We start from the raw sequence: 18,665 nt of genomic DNA on the forward strand, positions 1-18,665 counted from the left end.
CACCGCCAGTGGGAAATCAACTGAGATCAACTGTGGGAGCGAGCTTGCTCGCGATTGCTGTGTGTCATTAAACATCCATGTCGACTGACACTGCACCATCGCGAGCAAGCTCGCTCCCACAGGGGATTGGTGTTTTTTCAATATCTGATTAAGGCCACTCGATGACATCCAAGCGCACCTCCAACCCTCCCTCCGGCATGGTCAGGGTGCGTGGAGCCCGGGAACACAACCTCAAGAACATCGATGTCGACATTCCGCGCGATGCGCTGGTGGTGTTCACCGGTGTCTCCGGTTCGGGCAAGTCTTCGCTGGCGTTCTCGACCCTCTACGCCGAAGCGCAGCGCCGCTATTTCGAATCCGTGGCGCCTTATGCGCGGCGGTTGATCGACCAGGTTGGTGTACCGGACGTCGATTCCATCGAAGGCCTGCCGCCGGCCGTGGCCCTGCAACAACAACGGGGCACGCCGAGCACTCGTTCTTCGGTGGGCAGTGTGACGACGCTGTCGAGCCTGATTCGCATGCTTTACTCGCGGGCCGGCAGTTATCCGCCGGGACAGGCGATGCTGTATGCCGAAGACTTCTCGCCCAACACCCCGCAAGGCGCGTGCCCGGAGTGTCACGGGTTGGGGCGGGTTTACGACGTCACCGAAGCGCTGATGGTCCCCGACCCGAGCCTGACCATCCGCCAGCGTGCGGTCGCTTCCTGGCCCACGGCCTGGCAAGGGCAGAACCTGCGCGACATCCTCGTGACCATGGGTTACGACGTCGATATCCCGTGGCGAGATCTGCCGAAAAAGCAGCGCGACTGGATTCTCTTCACCGAAGAAACACCGACGGTGCCGGTGTATGCCGGGCTCACGCCGGAAGAAACCCGCGTTGCGCTCAAACGCAAAATGGAACCGAGTTACCAGGGCACCTTCACCGGCGCCCGACGCTACATCCTGCACACCTTCACTCACTCGCAAAGTGCGCTGATGAAGAAGCGCGTTTCGCAATTCATGCTCGGCAGCCCATGCCCGTTATGTGACGGTAAACGACTCAAGCGCGAGGCGCTGTCGGTGACATTTGCGGGGTACGACATCGGTGAGCTATCGCAGATGCCGCTGCTGCAAGTGGCCGCCGTACTGAAACCGGTGGCGGCGCACAGTTACCTGGAACAGGCCGATGAGGCGGGCGACGTGTTGACCCACCGGCAAACCCGTGAGGCTCGGGAAGCGCGGGTTGCTCACGGTGCCAGCGGGCATGCCAACGCACCGGACGTGCGGCACACGCCGAATCTGTCGGTAGAAAAACGCCTGGCCGCGCAACGCATAGCTCAGGATCTGCTGGAGCGGGTCAGCACCCTGACGGACCTGGGTCTCGGATACCTGGCGCTGGAACGCAGCACGCCGACCTTGTCATCCGGAGAGTTGCAGCGCTTGCGGCTGGCGACGCAATTGGGCTCGCAACTGTTCGGTGTGATCTATGTGCTGGACGAGCCCTCGGCCGGCCTGCATCCGGCGGATGGCGAGGCGTTGTTTGAAGCCCTGCAACGCCTCAAAGCCGCCGGCAATACGCTGTTTGTGGTTGAGCATGATCTGGAAACCATGCGCCGCGCCGATTGGTTAATCGACGTCGGCCCGGCAGCGGGCGAGAACGGCGGCCAGATCCTCTACAGCGGCCCGCCGCCCGGGTTGGCCGCGGTGACGAACTCACAGACCCGTGCCTACCTGTTTGCTGAACAGGTCGCCGAGCCCCGTGCCAGCCGTAAGGCAACGGACTGGCTAAGACTGGAGGGCATCACCCGCAACAACCTGAACCACCTCAGCGTCGAGTTTCCGCTGGGTTGTTTTAGCGCCGTGACGGGCGTGTCCGGTTCCGGTAAATCGAGCCTGGTCAGTCAGGCTTTGTTGGAATTGGTCGGCGCGCATTTAGGACGGACCGCCAGCGACAACGAAGCCGAAGCGTTGAGCCTGGAGGACGATGCGCCGCAGGTCAGCGGTGGTCAGGTCACGGCCGGCCTGGCATCAATCAAGCGTCTGGTGCAGGTCGACCAGAAACCCATTGGCCGCACGCCACGCTCCAATCTGGCGACCTACACCGGGCTGTTCGATAACGTGCGCAAGCTGTATGCAGCGACGCCGGAGGCGCAGGCTGAGGGCTATGACGCCGGACAATTCTCCTTCAACGTCGCCAAGGGCCGCTGCGCGACCTGCGAAGGTGAGGGCTTTGTCAGCGTCGAATTGTTGTTCATGCCCAGCGTTTACGCGCCATGCCCGACGTGTCACGGCGCCCGCTATAACCCCGAGACACTGGCGATCACCTGGCAAGGGTTGAACATCGCGCAGGTGTTGCAGTTGACGGTGGATGAAGCGGTGGAGGTGTTCGCCGAGCAACCCGGCATTCGCCGTTCGCTGGAAGTGTTGCGGGATATCGGTTTGGGGTATTTGCGACTGGGGCAGCCGGCGACTGAATTGTCAGGCGGTGAAGCGCAGCGGATCAAACTGGCGACTGAGCTGCAGCGTAATCAGCGTGGGGCAACGTTGTATGTGCTCGATGAACCCACGACCGGTTTGCATCCACGGGACGTTGACCGGTTGCTGGAGCAGTTGAATACGCTGGTGGTCGCGGGGCACACGGTGATCGTGGTCGAGCATGAAATGCGCGTGGTGGCGCAGAGTGACTGGGTGATCGACATCGGGCCGGGGGCGGGGGATCAGGGCGGGAAGATCGTCGTGGCGGGCACACCGCAGACCGTGGCTAAAAGCAAGAAGAGCCGGACTGCGCCGTTTTTGGCTCGAGTGCTCGGTAGGGCTTGATGGGTTGATTATGCTGGCCCCATCGCGAGCAAGCTCGCTCCCACATTGGAATGTGGTTGGCTGTGGGAAGGAGCAGACTTGTAGCAGCCGGACGCAGGCTTCGCCAGCTGCTACAGGGGGACGTTGTGGCTTCTAGGTCGAGTTATTTGTCGGGGTGGGCAGCCTGGAGTTTTTTCGCCATGTCCAGGTGTTTTTCCAGGGCCGGCAGCATTTTTTGTGCGAAGCCTTTCAGCTCGGTGGCGCCCTTGACCTTGTCGTCCGTCACGGTGTTGGCTTCTTTCTTGAACAATTCGATGGTGTCTTCGTGGGCCTTCACCTGGTTGTTTGCGTACGCCGCGTCGAAGGATTCATCGCGCATGTCGAGAATTTTCTCCTTGGCCTGTTTGACCAGCGTCGTCGAGTCCGGCACCTCGATGTCATGCTTTTTCGCCAGGGCCGCCAGTTCATCGTTGGCCTTGGAATGATCGGTGATCATCATGTTGGCGAACGCTTTGACGTCGGCCGAAGCGCTTTTTTCCAGCGCCAGGCGACTGGTTTCGATCTCGGCAATGCCGCCAGCGGCTGCTTTGTCGACGAAATCATTGGAGGTGGCGGCAAATGCCGTGCCCATGCTGCTGCTCAAGGCGACGGCCAGGGCGAGGTGGCGCAGGGTGAATCCGTCCATTGGTCATACTCCACACAGGTTTGGGTAGGCGATCCGGTGGATCGTTACTCTGTGGAGGCTGGTGTCCGGGGAAAGGTTTTATCGCATTTGCGACAGGACGACGAACGGACACCGCTGGTCTGACAGGTGGTCGACAGAACGCGTAAACCAAGGCCATTCTGATAGTTGGTGAACGCAATCGATCGCGTTTGCTACCGATCATCAAACGGAGGTGTTCCATGCCGGTGAACCACGACCTGTATCAGGACTTGAAGGTTTCAAAGGAAGAGATCCAGCAAAGACGCACCAAGGATCCGTTACTGGATTCGCTGATCAACAAATATTCCCAGGCGGACGCTGAAGTGGTGAAGGCCGAGACCGCGAAATCCGATGCGCCCAGTGATGACCAGTTGAAGAAGCTCAAGGAACATCGCTTGTTGGTCAAGGACAAGATCGTCCAGCAATTGCAGGCATCGTCCTGACGCGTCGTACCGAGCCACCGACGACCGGTGACTGAGAAGTGGAACGGCGTCAAAACCGGCACCTCGAATGTCATGAGTCATCGTTAACGACTCACTGAGAGGTGCCTTATGTCCAATCCCAGATTTCCGAGTGAAGAGCAGGGCGGGTACGACCCGATCCCGACTCATCCCGAGCCGTTGAGCCCGAACCACATCACCACCCATCCCGATAGCGAGGATGACGACCCGTTGCGCGAGCAAGAAGAAACCGCTGACGACCAGGATCCCGAATAACCCACACAAAACCCCTGTGGCTCACACAAATCCCTGTGGGAGCCGGGCTTGCCCGCGATGGCGGCGGCACTGGTGACATGGATGTATCAGACAGACCGCCTTCGCGGGCAAGCCCAGCTCCTACCGTTTGATCGTTGTTATTGCTGGAGGGCGGTGGCGAGTGGCAAGCGCGCCATGTTTTTCGCCTTCAACGACCCGAAATACAGCCAGTCCCCATACTCGCGCACCGTTGTGATCGGCGAATAATTACCGCTGGTGCCATCCTGCAGATTGGCAATCACCTTGCCGTCCACATCCAGCCCGAGGGCAAAAGCCCGGTTTTCCACCGGTTTAGGCAGCACCGTCAGCGCTCGGACAATCATTTTGCGCACGAACGGGTGCGGCGCCGTACGGTCCAGCAGCGCGTTGCGCGGTGAGTAGAGCGCAACCCAGAACCGGTCGCGGCCGTTGAACGAGAGGTTGTCCGGCAGCCCGGGCAAGTTGTCGATAAACAGGTCGTGCGTGCCGGCTTTAGGCCCGGTCAGCCAGAAGCGGCTGATGCGGTAGGCGCCGGTTTCGTTGACCAGCACAAAGGCGTCGTCCGGCCCCAGCGTCACACCGTTGGCAAATTCGAGCTTGTCCAGCAACACATCGGTCTTGCCGGTCTGGAAGTCATACCGCAATAAACGGCCATCGCCCCCATGCTCGATGATCGCCTCGCCATCCTTGCCGTAGCCCCAACGGCTGGAGGCGTCGCTGAAATAGGCGAAATGCCCGGGTTTGTCGATCGCCACGTCATCGGTAAAGCCAAAAGGCACGCCGCCCGCCGTAGTGCTCAACGGGATTAATCGGCCTTGGGCATCCAGCGAAAGCAGCCCTTTAACGCCGTCCGCGACAACCAGCAAACCATTGGGATGGCGCGCCAGCCCCAACGGTCTGCCGCCAGTATCGGCCAGCACTTTGGTTTGTTTGCCGTCGAGGCTCGTGCGAATCAATCGGCCGTCATGCAGGCCGGTGATCAGCATGTCGTTCTCCAGCAGCAGTGCTTCCGGTCCTTCGATGTCAGCCGGGCCGACACGCTCCACGCCTTTAAGGCGTTCATTGTCGGCGTAGTCGCCGCTGGTGAGGGAGGGCGCCGGCGGCGGGCTCCAGGCCACCGGGCGGACTTTGGTCGGGAACAGCAACAGAAAGGCGCACAGGGCAATCAAGAGCAGTAACACCAGATGCCGGAACTTAATGAGTCTTCTCACACATGGGCTCCGGTGGGTGTCAGTTGTTTTTGCGCCATCTCGCGCAAGGCCAGCATCGACTCGGCGGATTCACGCTCGATGCGCCGCTTGAGCAACAGTTGATTGGCAATGCGCATTGCCACGCCTGCGAACTGGTACTCCAGCGTACGGATAAACTGCGTGCCGTCACCTTCGGCGGTGCATTCGTACGTCACCACCAGCGACAATCCGTGATCGCCCCGCGCCCAGGCACTCCAACGGCGCCCCGGCAGGTATTCATTGACCTCCCAGCTCAGGTGCCCGTCGCGCCCGCCGGCCCGGATATCCTCCTCGAACCGTGAGCCGGCGTGCAGCGCCCCAGCCTGACCGTCGACCTTGAGGGACGACGGATGCCACTCCGGCCAACGGGTGACGGTACTGGCGTAGGCGAGCACGTCAATCGGGTTTCCGGCGATAACGATCTGGTGCTGCATGCGGGTCATGGGCGTTCTCGTCAAGGGGAGGGGGTCATGATCCGGTTCCCAGTAAAGGGTGCCGAACAGGTAATCCATCAGTGGAAACACGATGTTGAAGTTGCGCTCCTGCATCAGTTCGCGGCGGTGATGCAGTTCATGCAGACGGCGCATCTGGCGAATCCACGGCAGACGCGTGACCGGGTTGCCGGGCGGCAGGTGTTCGCAGGCATGAAACACTTCATAGGTCAGGTAACCGAGCACCAGACAGCCGCCAAACAAGCCGGCGACGTTGGTATCGAAGCGACCCAGCAGCCACCACAGCGGCAGGGTAATGACGACGGTATGGACCACGATCAGCCAGGCTGGAAACAGAATCACCCGCCAGTCCCGGGCGCTGTCGTAAGTCATGTGGCCGGGGGCGAAAAAGCTGTGATGGTCGCCCGCATGACGGGCGTAGAACATCCGCGCGAAGCGCTTTTTGTGATGCCCCAGGTCTCGATGAACCTTGTATACACCGAAGTTGAAGAACAACAGCGTGACCGGCACCGCCAGCCATTCCAGCGGGGTGACCTGATGCACGGTGCTCCAGAATCCGCCGATGGCCAACACCCCGAAAATGAGCACAAACGCACCGTGCAGCCATGGGTTATAGAGGGGATGTATGTCGGCGCGATAGCGGCTACGGAATGCCTGGGTGGTCTGCCTCACTGCGGTCACCTCTGCTTGTAGTTATAACCAGCAGATTAGCTGATCTCCCCGCAAAGGCTGGCGCTACTTAGAGGACACAAACGCCATGATCCGGTGCGCTCAGGTCAGTGGATTCCAGCGCTGCGACCAGTCTTCATCGGACTGGATCACTTCACGCAGCAAATCGAAGGCCCGTTGCAGGGTCGCCGAGTCGCGATCGCGCGAATACACCAGGTAAGTCGGGTAACTGAATTCCGGGGCCTTGGGCACGGCTTCCAGGACGCCGGTTTCCAGGTAACTGCGGACCACACGCGTACGGAAGTAGCCGCTGCCGCCGTTTTCGAGGATGTACTGCAACCCGAGCGGGCCGAGGTTGAAGCTCAACGGGGCTTTGGCTTTTTCCGGCAGGGCTGCATCGTGCTGGCGGCGGAAGTCCGGGCCCCAGTCGATGTACACGTATGGATCGGGTTTGCCGGGCAACCGCACCAACACCAGTTTTTCTTCCAGTACCTGCTCGACTTGCAGGCGTGGCCAGTACTCCGGCTGATAGACCAGCGCGGCATCGAGTACGCCCAGCTCCAGTTGCCGCAGGAGGTTTTCGCCGTCGCGGATTTCCATGCGCAGGGCGTGGCTGGGAATCTTCTCGCGCAGTTCGCCGGCCCAACTGAGCATCAACGGATTGCACAGGCTGACCTCGCCACCGATGTGCAGCACATCGCGGTAACCTTCTGGCAGCGGCAAATCCCGACGCGCCGCTTCCCAGGTCTCGACCAGTTGGTTGGCGTACACCACAAAGGCCTCGCCATTGGGCGTCAGGCGGGCGCCGGCACGGTTGCGCACGAACAGCGTGCTGCCGAGCTGGCTTTCCAGTTTCTGCACGCGCGCGGTGATCGCGGTCTGGGTGACATGGAGTTTCTCGGCCGCCGCGGCAAGGCTGCCGTGACGGACGATTTCCAGAAAGGTGCGGGCGAGGTCGATGTCCATGGGGCAGCCGGTGCGGGAGGTGCTGGCATTGTAAACAGATCCTGCCAGAACCGGCTGCTACGGGATCGCGTCGACGCAGTCGGATTAGCGGTTCTTTTCAAAACGCAAAACACGAACAGCCAAACGCGCCCCAGAATCCCTGAAAGTCACTGACCGGCGCTGACGACATCCGCGCCCGCTCATGGCTGTGCGCATGCACCGCGCAGGCACCTGCGCATTGATGAACCTGCGCGGTCATCGGCGTCAGGTGTTTCCAGTGCCCCGGCACCTTGGTAACCGGCGACCATTCCGGCACCACAGGAATCGGCGGCGGCCCGAGTTTTTCGAACTCGTGGGTGGCATGCACAATCTTGCCATCGACAATGGTCAGCACCGACTCGATCCATTTGATCGCTTCATCTTCGATGTGGAAATAGTCCGCCGACAGTGCAATCAGGTCCGCGAGTTGCCCGACTTTGATTTGACCCTTTTTGCCTTGTTCCGAGGAAAACCAGGCACTGCCGTGGGTGAACAGCTCCAGCGCCGTGTCGCGGCTCAGGCCTTGCGGGTACAGTTCCAGGCCGCCGACGGTGCGGCCGCTGACCAGCCAATACATCGACGTCCAGGGGTTGTAGCTGGAAACACGCGTGGCATCGGTGCCGGCGCCGACCGGAAGGCCTTCGGCGAGCATGCGTGCGATGGGCGGGGTGTGCTCGGCCGCCTTGGCACCGTAACGGTCGACGAAATACTCGCCTTGAAACGCCATCCGGTCCTGAATCGCAATGCCACCGCCCAAGGCTTTGACCCGTTCGATGTTCTGCGGCGTGATCGTTTCGGCGTGGTCAAAAAACCACGGCAGACCGTTGAATGGAATGTCGCGGTTAACTTTCTCGAACACGTCGAGCATGCGGCTGATGGATTCGTTGTAGGTGGCGTGTAAACGGAACGGCCAGCGTTGTTCCACCAGGTGGCGCACCACGGGTTCCAGTTCTTGCTCCATGGTTTGCGGCAGGTCCGGGCGCGGCTCAAGGAAGTCTTCGAAATCCGCCGCCGAGAACACCAGCATTTCCCCGGCACCGTTGTGCCGCAGGAAATCATCGCCCTGGCCGTAGTGTGAAGTGCTGGTCCAGTTCTTGAAGTCGGTCAGTTCTTCCTTGGGTTTCTGGGTGAACAGGTTGTAGGCGATGCGCACCGTCAGTTGCTGGTCTTTGGCCAACTGCTGGATCACTTGATAGTCATCGGGATAGTTCTGATAGCCGCCGCCGGCATCGATGGCGCTGGTGATGCCGAGGCGATTGAGTTCGCGCATGAACTGGCGGGTCGAGTTGACCTGGTATTCCAGCGGCAGTTTCGGCCCCTTGGCCAGAGTCGAATACAGGATCATCGCATTGGGGCGGGCGATCAGCATGCCGGTCGGGTCGCCGTTGGCGTCGCGCTGGATTTCACCGCCCGGCGGGTTCGGCGTGTCGCGGGTGTAACCGACCACTTTCAGGGCGGCGCGATTGAGTAGGGCGCGGTCATAGAGGTGCAGGACAAACACCGGGGTGTCGGGCGCGGCTTTGTTCAGTTCATCAATCGTTGGCAGGCGTTTTTCGGCAAACTGGAACTCGTTCCACCCGCCAACCACCCGTACCCATTGCGGCGTGGGTGTGCGATCGGCCTGATCCTTGAGCATGCGCAAGGCATCGACCAGCGACGGCACGCCTTCCCAACGCAGTTCGAGGTTGTAATTGAGGCCGCCACGGATCAGATGCAGGTGCGAGTCGTTGAGGCCGGGAATCACCGTGCGACCGTGCAGGTCGATGATGTGCGTCCCGGGGCCTTGCAGGGCCATGGCCTGGGCATCGCTGCCGACCACCACAAAACGTCCGTCCTTGATCGCGACCGCGCTGGCCTGCGGTTTTTTGCGATCGACGGTGTGCAGGCGTCCGTTGTACAGAATGAGGTCGGCGGGGGCATCGGGCATGGTTTTACTCCCTGCGAAGAGCGGGCTGATCCAGGCACCGACAGCACCTGCCGAAAGGCCTTGCAGTACACGTCGGCGGTTAAAACCGTCAGGGTCGTCAGGTGGGCTCATGGCCGTGCTCCGCGCAATGTGATCGGGGGGCAAACAGCCGATGTCTGATGCATACGGCCAGAAGGAATATAGACGGTGAATCCACAGGCGGTGTTTTCGGGGGGCGGAAAACGACGAATCCCGCCACAATGGACGGGATTCGTTGATAAGCCAGACAAGGCTCCCGAGGGCCGGGAGCCGCGGTCTTAGCCAGGGAACAGCTCGGACAGTTTCATGGCCATCATCATGTCGCCTTCAGCGCGCAGTTTGCCGCCCATGAACGCTTGCATACCGTCAGTCGAACCGTCAACGATGCCTTCCAGGGTATCGCCGTCCATCACCAGAGTGACCTGGGCGTCCGGGTTTTCGCCTTCTTGCAGTTCGCAGGTGCTGTTTTTGATGATCAGCGAGAAGTTCTTGGTGTCGTCGATGCGGAAACCGAATACCAGGTCCAGACCGGCAGCAGCGGCTGGGTTGAACTTGGCTTTCATTGCTTGTACGGCATCAGCTACGGAGGTCATGGTTCGATCCTTTCTTGGGTAATTATTAGAGCTGGGTGATTACAGCCAGGGTCACAATAGTCCGGACTCAGCGAAACGTGATGAGTTCCGGGGCCTTCAGCAGTTGCAGGTGTGCGTGACTGTTGAAGGAAGCCAGTGCCACCTCGCGACCACGGAACTTCAAGTGGTTGAGCGAGGTGTTGACGATTTGCCAGTTCAGCTCGAATGCCTGCCGGGCAGGCATTTGAGTAATAAGGTGAAGCAGGGCAGTGATGGTGCCGCCGGAGGTAAACACGGCGATTTTCTGGGTGCTGTCGGCACTTTCCAGGATGCGCTGCAGGCCGGCTTGTACGCGTTCGACAAAGCCCAGCCAGCTTTCCAGGCCCGGCGTGTCATAAGTGCCGGCGAGCCAGCGTTCGATGATCAGGGCAAAGATGCGCTGGAACTCGGCGCGGTTTTGCGCGGCGTTGCGCAGGATGTCCAGGGCCTCGGGTTCGTCTTCCAGCATGGCCGGCAGCAACGCGCGGATGACCGCGTCGGCGTCGAACTCATTGAAGGCAGGATCGATTTCCAGGGCCGGCACCGGCAGGCCCACGGCGGCGTACTGTTCCAGCGCGCTGTTGGCAGTATGTTGCTGACGGCGCAGGTCGCCCGAGAGGCAGCGATCGAAGCTGATACCCAGCTCGGCCAGGTGTTGGCCAAGGATTTCTGCCTGGCGAATACCGGTCGGCGACAGGACGTCATAGTCGTCTGCACCAAAGGAGGCCTGGCCATGTCGAATCAAATAGATACTGCCCACGTCCGCGTCATCCCGGTACGTTGAAGGTTTGGCGAGGTTATGAGGATGGCGCTGAGCTGTCAATGAAAAAACATACGCTTGTTTGAAATGGCCGTTACAGGCCTGTTGCCAGAGGTTTCACGGCTGGCCGTCGAGCTGGCGCATGGGTATGCTGGACACATCCCGCGCGTGTTTTAAGTCGCGCATCGTCATGAAGGAGTCACTGTGGAGTTTTTCACCGAGTACGCCAGCTTTCTGGCCAAGACCGTGACACTGGTGATCGCCATTCTGGTGGTCCTGGCCAGTTTTGCGGCCTTGCGCAGCAAAGGTCGACGCAAGGCGGCCGGCCAGTTGCAAGTCAGCAAGCTCAATGATTTCTACAAAGGGCTGCGTGAACGCCTGGAGCAAACCTTGCTCGACAAGGATCAGCTCAAGGCCCTGCGCAAGTCCCAGGCCAAATCCGAGAAAAAGCAAAAGAAAACCCCTGAGGCCAGGCAACGGGTATTCGTGCTGGATTTCGACGGCGACATCAAGGCGTCTGCCACCGAGAACCTGCGCCACGAGATCACCGCGCTGCTGACGCTGGCCACGCCCAAGGATGAAGTGGTGTTGCGCCTGGAAAGTGGCGGCGGCATGGTTCACAGTTACGGCCTGGCGTCCTCGCAACTGGCGCGGATCCGCAATGCCGGCGTGCCATTGACCATCTGCATCGACAAGGTTGCGGCCAGCGGCGGCTACATGATGGCGTGCATCGGCGAGAAGATCATCAGCGCGCCGTTCGCCATCCTCGGCTCGATCGGTGTCGTGGCGCAGTTGCCCAACGTCAATCGCTTGCTGAAAAAGCACGATATCGATTTTGAAGTGCTCACCGCCGGCGAATACAAACGCACCCTGACCGTGTTTGGCGAAAACACCGAGAAGGGGCGCGAGAAATTCCAGGAAGACCTGGACATTACCCATCAGTTGTTCAAAAACTTCGTCGCGCGCTATCGCCCGCAACTGGCCATCGATGAAGTGGCCACCGGTGAGATCTGGCTCGGTGTCGCCGCCCTCGACAAACAACTGGTCGACGAACTCAAGACCAGCGATGAGTACCTCGCCGAACGGGCAAAAAATGCCGAGCTCTTTCACCTGCACTATGCCGAGCGAAAAAGCCTGCAAGAGCGTATTGGCATGGCGGCCAGCGGTTCAGTCGATCGCGTTTTGCTGACCTGGTGGAGCCGTTTGACCCAGCAACGCTTTTGGTAACCGTCAGCGCAGCTTCGCTCTAAAAAAAGCCGGGACTTAGCTCCCGGTTTTTTTTGCCTTCAGAACGGTCGCAATCCTTCCTGAAATGGCGAAATCTCCTAACCCGTCTGTCGACCCGCTCCTGCATCCGATGGAATGGCGGCTGGCTAGGGTGGTGTTCCAAATGTTCGCAATGGAATGCACATGCCCAATCTCAATCAAGACAACGTTGCCGGCCCGCCAGGGATGCGTGACGAGCTCATGGCCGCCGTGAACATCGCGTTGCCACAAACCCCAGACCAATTTGGCGCACGTTTGATCAAGGAAAAGTGGGGGACGGACATTGATCCCCAAACCTGCTTGCTGGCCACCCTCGATTACAACTACAAGGGACATCCTGCGCAGGATGGCATTCAGCAGGGCCAAGTGGCGAGTTCACAATCGCTACTGCAAGCGCTGCTTTCCAACTATCAAACCGTGGGCGATGGACGTTTTGCCGAAAGCGCTTTCGGCTTTTACGCGCCGCCGGACATCGGGCCGTCGGTTCGAATCGTGCAAAACGTTGACGAATTCGCTGACCGCGGCAGTGGCAATCACCAGAGCTATGAAGGCATTTATCGCCAAACCATCCCGCAAGCCTATGGGCCGTTGACGCAAGTCCCCATTAAATCGGCTGACTTCAAGAGATGGGTCTGGGAACTGGATTTGCAGGGCTTGTACAAGACGTATCTTGATCACGCCTGGCCGTCCGATGAGGCGCTCGTTGCGCCGCAACCCTATGCGCTGAGAACCTCGGTCAAAGCGGCATTTGTCATGACCGCCGCGCTGCAACGGCATGAACAAAGCCTGAGTAAAAAGGGCCTGGAGCTGGCCATGCAGGCTGCAGGTTTGCCGGTGGATCAGGCATGGGAATCACTGACTATCGAACCGCTGCAAGCACCGACCCTGATCCCCTCCACGGTCACGGCGGGGCGTCTGAAGCTGTACCGCTATACAGCGACCGATATCTGGACTTTTCGTCTCACCGCCAGCCCTCGGGTATTGATGTACATTCCGGGTAACTCTTCACCCCTGCATGACTTCGCTGATGTGTCGCAATTGCACCGATGGGTGGTTGCACAGAGCAAGGCCAGCGCAACCAGGCAAGCGCTGGCCGCTCACTTTGCCGACGACGATCGACAGGATGGAACCTTCCATGCCGGTGTTTTGACGGCGCTGGATGGAATGGCCATCTACCCGCATGAGCACTGGCTGACAAAAAATGCCGGCTTCTTTAATAATGATGGTTATTGGGAGCCTGCCGAATATATCGGCTTCGAGGATCAGCCCCCCGCGACCGATCCGTTTGCACAGTTGGTTTCGACCATGAAACAGGCTGCGTGGGAAAGCGTCCAAACCATCCGGGATGACGCTCAAGTCAATCGAGACAATTTGAGTGCTGTTGTCGAGCCGGTCGTGCAATGGATCAACCGGTTTGGGCCCCTGGCCCTGTTTCTGCCGGGGGGAGAGGGGGTGCTGGCGCTGGCCGGGCTCATCGATGCCGGTTATGGACTGGATCAGGCTGTGAACGGCGAAACGCCGAACCTGCGCAAAGAGGGCGTGACGCGCACAGTATTTGGCTTGCTCAACGCGCTGCCGCTGGCAGGTGCGGCAGCAGATGTCAGTGTTGGAAGGGCTGAGGCCGAGGCCGTCAAGACAAGTGAACACGCCGCCATCGTCATGCCGGCGACAAAGAGTGTGACAGCAGCGCCTTCCGGTCTGTCCCGACTGGAACTGATTCGCGGGATCGGCCCCTCAGTGGCGTCATTCAGCGATGAAGTCCTGGCGCAAATCGGCAAGGTCAGCACGGTAGACGACGACATGCTGCGCTTGATGAACGCCGGGCGGCCACCGACGCCTTTACTGGCTGACACGATCAGCCGTTTCAAGCTCGATCTGGAGCTGCGCTCGGCCGGGCAAACCGAGCTGTTCAACAGTCGATACGCCGCGCTGCAGCAGTCGGAGCACGAATGGGTCCGGCTGTTTCAGCGCCAATACCCAGGGCTTCCCAAAAGCGCCATTGAGCAAATGCTCGACCGTTATGGCATAGACATCCGCGCGACGCCTGACGTTGTGGAGATCAGGCAAGTGTTCAAACGCCTGGACAGCAAAGCACGTCAGTACCAGCAGCATGTGCGCCTGAACCGGGCCTACGAAGGCCTTTACCTTGGGGCAGTCGTCAATGCCGAGACGGACACTCTGGCATTGCATTCACTGTCGCATCTACCGGGATGGCCCAAAGATCTTCGAATAGACATTTTTGACCGTTCGCCTGCTGGCCGGGTGCTGGACCGCAGTGGTCCGCTCGATGCCGCTCATTGTCGAAGCATCATCAGGGTGAGGAATCGGTATCAGCGACAAGGCGTGCAATCGGACTTTTACGAAGCTGTCCTCGGGATCCTGTCAGATGACGAACGTTCGGCGTTACACCTGACATCTGATGATCCTGTCAGTGAGTTGCGCCTCAAGATTGGCGCGGTGGCACTGCCTCGCTCGCAAACCCTGCTCGGATTACAACGGATGGACAGCGGGCTGACGTTCGAGCCTCAGGGCTTGCGCGGCGGAGGTTATCCGTCGACGCCTCAAGGCGAAGCCATGACCCACGAGATGATGAGGTTGCAACTCAAGGAGATTTATCCCGACTTCACCTCAGCGCAGGCCGATGAAGTACTGCAACGTGTGGGCAACAATACGCAGGCTTATATCGATGGGTTGATGCAACAGCTACAACAACTCAACACCGATTTAAGCGGTTGGATCGACCAGGTTGCCGATGACGTCAATGACATGGATCTTCCGTTTCTGGCGATTGGCGATGCCGAGGCAGCGAATATGAGCCCTGCGCAAATTGCGGCCCATAACGTTGACCTTTTCATGGATGAGTTGGAGGACGAACGATCGCTCAGGAAAGAGCTCGCCGAGGAATTGGTCGCCCTTTGGCAAAAGCGCGGAGACGCGCCACATGCCACGCTGGATATGAACTTTGAGAACTATCACCGATTACCCACGATGAACGTCAGGTTCGACGATGTGACCCAGTTACTGATGCGAGGTTTTCATCTGACAGAGCAGGACAGTTTGAACGGGTTTCTGGAGTGTTTTGCGAACCTTGAAGTGTTGGACCTTGAAAGCGTGGACTTGCGGAACTACTTCGTGGCTGGCGATGCTGGTCGCGCTTTGCCGCCCGCCATCGAACAAATGGCACCTCTTCGCTCGCTGAACTTGCGTGGCACACAGCTGGTACTCACTGACAGTGCCGCTTCACAACTGCGTGACCTGACTCATTTGCAAACGCTGGACTTGAGTGACAACCCCTTGGGCGTGCCGCCATTGGTGATGGGCATGAACGATCTACGTCAGCTCAACCTGAGAAACACTCAAATCACCCGATGCCCGATCGGTATCAAGGATGAGCCCTATCTGACGTCTCTGGATTTACGGGATAACCAGATCACCCGGATACCGCCAGCAGTCATAAACCAGGCAGTCGCAGATGATCGTGTGTTGCTCTTGGGGAATCCACTGACAGACGAAGACACGCTGCGCCGATTGGTCAGCCATCGAGAGGAAACCGGCATCAATTTATGGCTCAACGCCCCCGGCGCTGGCTATGGCTCGCCGAGTGTATGGCTGCGAGACTACGACGACGCGTTGCAACAGTCCCGACAGGCCCTTTGGCAACGACTGGCGGGCAAACCTTCCGGCACCCGGTTTTTAGCCGTCATCGACAGGCTGAGTCTGACGGCCGACTTTCAAGTCAGTTATTGGTCACTGCAGGCGCGGGTCTGGCGATTGTTGAACGAGGCTGATGCGTCTGAGGAAATGTGGAATCGATTGAGTCGCAGCAGCGGACGCTTTGAACATCCGATGGCGGCTTTCAGGGCACTGGAGGAGCGTGCCAATCTTTGACGTAAAGCGGGAGGGGAACCTTGAACCCCGAAAGGGGTTCAAGGTTTGACCATCAGCGGCGACGGAACAGCGGCAGCGGTTCGTCGGTGGCGGCCTGGTACGTCACTGAGAAGTCCTTGAGACCCTCCAGGGCTTCGTACGGGTCTTTATCGGGGCGCACTGCAAACGCGTCGAAACCGCAGCGGCGCATGTAAAACAACTGATCGCGCAGTACATCGCCAATCGCTCGCAGTTCACCTTTGAAACCGTAACGGTCACGCAGCAGGCGAGCATTGGAGTAGTTGCGGCCATCGGTGAACGCCGGGAAGTTCAAGGCAATCACCTTGAACTGATCCACGTCGTCACCGATTTCTTCAGCTTCTTCGTCGGCATCCAGCCAGACGCCCAGGCCGCCATCGCGGGCCTTGAGCATACGGCTGTGTTCGCGCCACAGCTGCAACGGGACGATCAGGTCATCGCAGTTGCTGATCTCGTCGATGTTGAAGTCCTTGGGCAGCAAGTGCCAGGTTTCGTCGACGACTTCGTTGTTCTTAATGATTCGCTGCATAGACGCGCTCCTTGAAGAGGTCGATGCCAATACGCTGGTAGGTGTCGATGAACCGCTCGTCTTCGGTACGTTGTTCGATGTACACGTCGATCAGCTTTTCGATCACATCAGGCATGGCTTCCTGGGCGAAAGACGGGCCGAGGATTTTACCCAGGCTGGCGTCACGGCTGGCGCTGCCACCGAGGGACACCTGGTAGAACTCTTCGCCTTTCTTGTCCACCCCGAGGATGCCGATGTGGCCGACGTGGTGGTGACCACAGGCATTCATGCAACCGGAGATGTTCAGGTCCAGCTCACCGATGTCGAACAGGTAATCCAGGTCGTCGAAGCGACGCTGGATCGATTCGGCAATCGGGATCGACTTGGCGTTGGCCAGCGAGCAGAAATCACCGCCAGGGCAGCAAATGATGTCCGTCAGCAAGCCAATGTTCGGTGTGGCGAAACCTTGCTCGCGCAACTCGCCCCACATCGCGAACAGTCGGGACTGTTCCACGTCGGCCAGGATGATGTTCTGTTCGTGAGACGTGCGCAGTTGACCGAAGCTGTAACGATCGGCCAGGTCGGCCACGGCGTCGAGCTGCTTGTCGGTGATATCACCCGGTGCCACACCGGTTGGCTTCAGCGACAGGGTCACGGCCACATAGCCCGGCTTCTTGTGCGCCAGGGTATTGCGCGTGCGCCAGCGGGCAAAGCCCGGGTGCTGCTGGTCGAGCTCGGCCAATTCGGCGGTCTGGTTGTCCAGGGCCTTGTAGTCGGGGTCGACAAAATGCTTGGCGACGCGATGCAGTTCGGCCTCGGTCAGCGTGGTCTGGCCACCGCGAAGGTGTTCCATTTCCGCGTCGACTTTTTGCGCGAAGACTTCAGGCGTCAGCGCCTTGACCAGAATCTTGATCCGCGCCTTGTACTTGTTGTCGCGACGGCCATAGCGGTTGTAGACCCGCAGGATGGCGTCGAGGTAGCTCAACAGGTCTTGCCACGGCAAGAACTCATTGATGAACGCGCCCACCACCGGCGTACGGCCCAGACCCCCACCGACCAGTACACGGAAGCCCAGCTCGCCGGCAGCGTTGTGCACGGGCTCAAGGCCAATGTCATGCACTTCGATGGCGGCGCGGTCAGATGTCGAACCGTTGACCGCGATCTTGAACTTGCGCGGCAGGTAGGCGAATTCCGGGTGGAACGTGGTCCACTGGCGGACGATCTCGCACCATGGGCGCGGATCGATCAGTTCATCGGCGGCGACGCCGGCGAACTGGTCGGTGGTGACGTTGCGCAGGCAGTTGCCGCTGGTCTGGATCGCGTGCATCTGCACGGTCGCCAGTTCAGCCAATATGTCCGGAATGTCTTCCACGGCCGGCCAGTTGAACTGTACGTTCTGCCGGGTGCTGATGTGGGCATAGCCCTTGTCATAGTCGCGGGCAATCTTGGCCATCATGCGTACCTGACGCGAAGTCAGTTGGCCGTAAGGCACCGCCACACGCAACATCGGCGCGAAACGCTGGATGTAAAGCCCGTTTTGCAGGCGCAGGGGGCGGAATTCTTCTTCGCTCAGCTCGCCTGCCAGATAGCGTCGGGTCTGATCACGGAACTGCTTGACGCGGTCCTCGATGATCCGCTGATCGTATTCGTCGTATACGTACATATAAGTCCTGTTCTCAGGCTTGGGTCGCTCGGATACAGCTGCGTTTTTGTGCTTGGCGGAGTCCGAAAGAACCTCTGCAATTCTGCGCGCACGGCCGCGCTCTCCCTACGGAGCCGGGGCAAGATACCAGTTTGCAGTTATGCGCAAAAGTGATGTTTGAGTATATGTAAAGAACCAAAACGACTAATAAGAACTGTGATGACTAAACCCTTATTTGTGGTGCGGGCAATCGTCGTCTTTACTGTGGTCGAGTCTTTATGCAATCACCGATAAAACCGACAAGAGGCGATGCAATGAGCAACCCTACCAAAGCGACAAAACCTGATAGCACGGTCGATGCTTGGGCGATTCTTTTCCTGATCATTTTGGTCGTGGGCACGGCAGTGTTCTGGGTCAGCCATCAATAACCGACCCCGTCCGGGCCCGGTTCCGACGATTGTCGGACAAAAACCGGAATA

14 protein-coding genes are annotated in these 18,665 nt (G+C 59.4%); 5 read left to right on the forward strand and 9 right to left on the reverse strand.

The features are described from left to right. The first annotated feature begins 161 nt into the window (after positions 1-161). The gene (locus D882_RS0113525) at positions 162-2,798 is read left to right on the forward strand and encodes an excinuclease ABC subunit UvrA (protein ID WP_027923750.1); all 2,637 of its coding nucleotides are present in this window, start codon (positions 162-164) and stop codon (positions 2,796-2,798) included. A gap of 142 nt (positions 2,799-2,940) precedes the next feature. Here D882_RS0113525 and D882_RS0113530 read toward each other — a convergent pair whose 3' ends face one another. Beyond that, on the reverse strand, positions 2,941-3,462 hold the full coding sequence (locus D882_RS0113530) for a DUF4142 domain-containing protein (RefSeq protein ID WP_027923751.1): 522 nt from the start codon (positions 3,460-3,462) through the stop codon (positions 2,941-2,943). Positions 3,463-3,680: 218 nt separating this feature from the next. Between D882_RS0113530 and D882_RS0113535 the strand changes: the two genes are divergently transcribed. Continuing rightward, positions 3,681-3,923 carry a DUF465 domain-containing protein gene (locus tag D882_RS0113535; protein ID WP_027923752.1) on the forward strand — a complete coding sequence of 81 codons (243 nt, stop codon included), beginning with the start codon at positions 3,681-3,683 and terminating at the stop codon, positions 3,921-3,923. Between the two features lie 108 nt (positions 3,924-4,031). After that, positions 4,032-4,196, forward strand: coding sequence for a hypothetical protein (locus D882_RS1000000132895; RefSeq protein WP_177327610.1), 165 nt, complete (start codon positions 4,032-4,034; stop codon positions 4,194-4,196). A gap of 137 nt (positions 4,197-4,333) precedes the next feature. Here D882_RS1000000132895 and D882_RS0113545 read toward each other — a convergent pair whose 3' ends face one another. The 6 genes from D882_RS0113545 to D882_RS0113570 all read right to left on the reverse strand — a co-directional run bounded on the left by D882_RS0113545 (position 4,334) and on the right by D882_RS0113570 (position 10,864). Continuing rightward, entirely contained in the window at positions 4,334-5,425 is a 1,092-nt protein-coding gene (locus tag D882_RS0113545) for an SMP-30/gluconolactonase/LRE family protein (protein WP_027923753.1), read from the reverse strand. Then, positions 5,422-6,567 (reverse strand): SRPBCC family protein, encoded by a 1,146-nt coding sequence (locus tag D882_RS0113550; RefSeq protein WP_027923754.1) that lies wholly within the window; start codon positions 6,565-6,567, stop codon positions 5,422-5,424. Before D882_RS0113550 ends, D882_RS0113545 begins: the two co-directional genes overlap by 4 nt. A 99-nt stretch (positions 6,568-6,666) precedes the next feature. Next, a complete protein-coding gene (locus D882_RS0113555) occupies positions 6,667-7,530 on the reverse strand; it encodes a LysR family transcriptional regulator (protein ID WP_027923755.1) in 864 nt (287 codons plus the stop codon). Positions 7,531-7,627: 97 nt separating this feature from the next. Further along, positions 7,628-9,475: an amidohydrolase gene (locus D882_RS0113560; protein WP_027923756.1), complete on the reverse strand. Its 1,848-nt coding sequence runs from the start codon at positions 9,473-9,475 to the stop codon at positions 7,628-7,630. A gap of 296 nt (positions 9,476-9,771) precedes the next feature. Then, positions 9,772-10,086, reverse strand: a complete 315-nt coding sequence (locus D882_RS0113565) for an SCP2 sterol-binding domain-containing protein (protein ID WP_027923757.1) — start codon at positions 10,084-10,086, stop codon at positions 9,772-9,774. 67 nt (positions 10,087-10,153) lie between these two features. Further along, a complete protein-coding gene (locus D882_RS0113570; RefSeq protein ID WP_027923758.1) occupies positions 10,154-10,864 on the reverse strand; it encodes a histidine phosphatase family protein in 711 nt (236 codons plus the stop codon). 204 nt (positions 10,865-11,068) lie between these two features. On the opposite strand from D882_RS0113570, the gene sohB reads away from it, so the two are divergent. Beyond that, the gene (sohB, locus tag D882_RS0113575) at positions 11,069-12,091 is read left to right on the forward strand and encodes a protease SohB (RefSeq protein ID WP_027923759.1); all 1,023 of its coding nucleotides are present in this window, start codon (positions 11,069-11,071) and stop codon (positions 12,089-12,091) included. 183 nt (positions 12,092-12,274) lie between these two features. After that, positions 12,275-16,018 carry a dermonecrotic toxin domain-containing protein gene (locus tag D882_RS0113580; protein ID WP_027923760.1) on the forward strand — a complete coding sequence of 1,248 codons (3,744 nt, stop codon included), beginning with the start codon at positions 12,275-12,277 and terminating at the stop codon, positions 16,016-16,018. A 52-nt stretch (positions 16,019-16,070) separates the two neighbouring features. Here D882_RS0113580 and D882_RS0113585 read toward each other — a convergent pair whose 3' ends face one another. Then, a complete protein-coding gene (locus D882_RS0113585; RefSeq protein WP_027923761.1) occupies positions 16,071-16,565 on the reverse strand; it encodes a DUF934 domain-containing protein in 495 nt (164 codons plus the stop codon). Then, on the reverse strand, positions 16,549-18,207 hold the full coding sequence (locus D882_RS0113590) for a nitrite/sulfite reductase (protein WP_027923762.1): 1,659 nt from the start codon (positions 18,205-18,207) through the stop codon (positions 16,549-16,551). The genes D882_RS0113585 and D882_RS0113590 overlap by 17 nt, the downstream gene beginning before the upstream one ends. Positions 18,208-18,665: the final 458 nt, after the last annotated feature.

Origin of the sequence: Pseudomonas sp. URMO17WK12:I12, from assembly GCF_000514395.1 — a bacterium.
Lineage (GTDB): Bacteria > Pseudomonadota > Gammaproteobacteria > Pseudomonadales > Pseudomonadaceae > Aquipseudomonas > Aquipseudomonas mucoides.

Excerpts from the sequence above, each read along its gene's own strand:
- D882_RS0113525 (WP_027923750.1), top strand. The coding sequence starts at position 162 with ATGACATCCAAGCGCACCTCCAACCCTCCCTCCGGCATGGTCAGGGTG.
- D882_RS0113530 (WP_027923751.1), bottom strand. The coding sequence starts at position 3,462 with ATGGACGGATTCACCCTGCGCCACCTCGCCCTGGCCGTCGCCTTGAGC.
- D882_RS0113535 (WP_027923752.1), top strand. The coding sequence starts at position 3,681 with ATGCCGGTGAACCACGACCTGTATCAGGACTTGAAGGTTTCAAAGGAA.
- D882_RS1000000132895 (WP_177327610.1), top strand. The coding sequence starts at position 4,032 with ATGTCCAATCCCAGATTTCCGAGTGAAGAGCAGGGCGGGTACGACCCG.
- D882_RS0113555 (WP_027923755.1), bottom strand. The coding sequence starts at position 7,530 with ATGGACATCGACCTCGCCCGCACCTTTCTGGAAATCGTCCGTCACGGC.
- D882_RS0113560 (WP_027923756.1), bottom strand. The coding sequence starts at position 9,475 with ATGCCCGATGCCCCCGCCGACCTCATTCTGTACAACGGACGCCTGCAC.
- D882_RS0113565 (WP_027923757.1), bottom strand. The coding sequence starts at position 10,086 with ATGACCTCCGTAGCTGATGCCGTACAAGCAATGAAAGCCAAGTTCAAC.
- D882_RS0113580 (WP_027923760.1), top strand. The coding sequence starts at position 12,275 with ATGCCCAATCTCAATCAAGACAACGTTGCCGGCCCGCCAGGGATGCGT.
- D882_RS0113585 (WP_027923761.1), bottom strand. The coding sequence starts at position 16,565 with ATGCAGCGAATCATTAAGAACAACGAAGTCGTCGACGAAACCTGGCAC.
- D882_RS0113590 (WP_027923762.1), bottom strand. The coding sequence starts at position 18,207 with ATGTACGTATACGACGAATACGATCAGCGGATCATCGAGGACCGCGTC.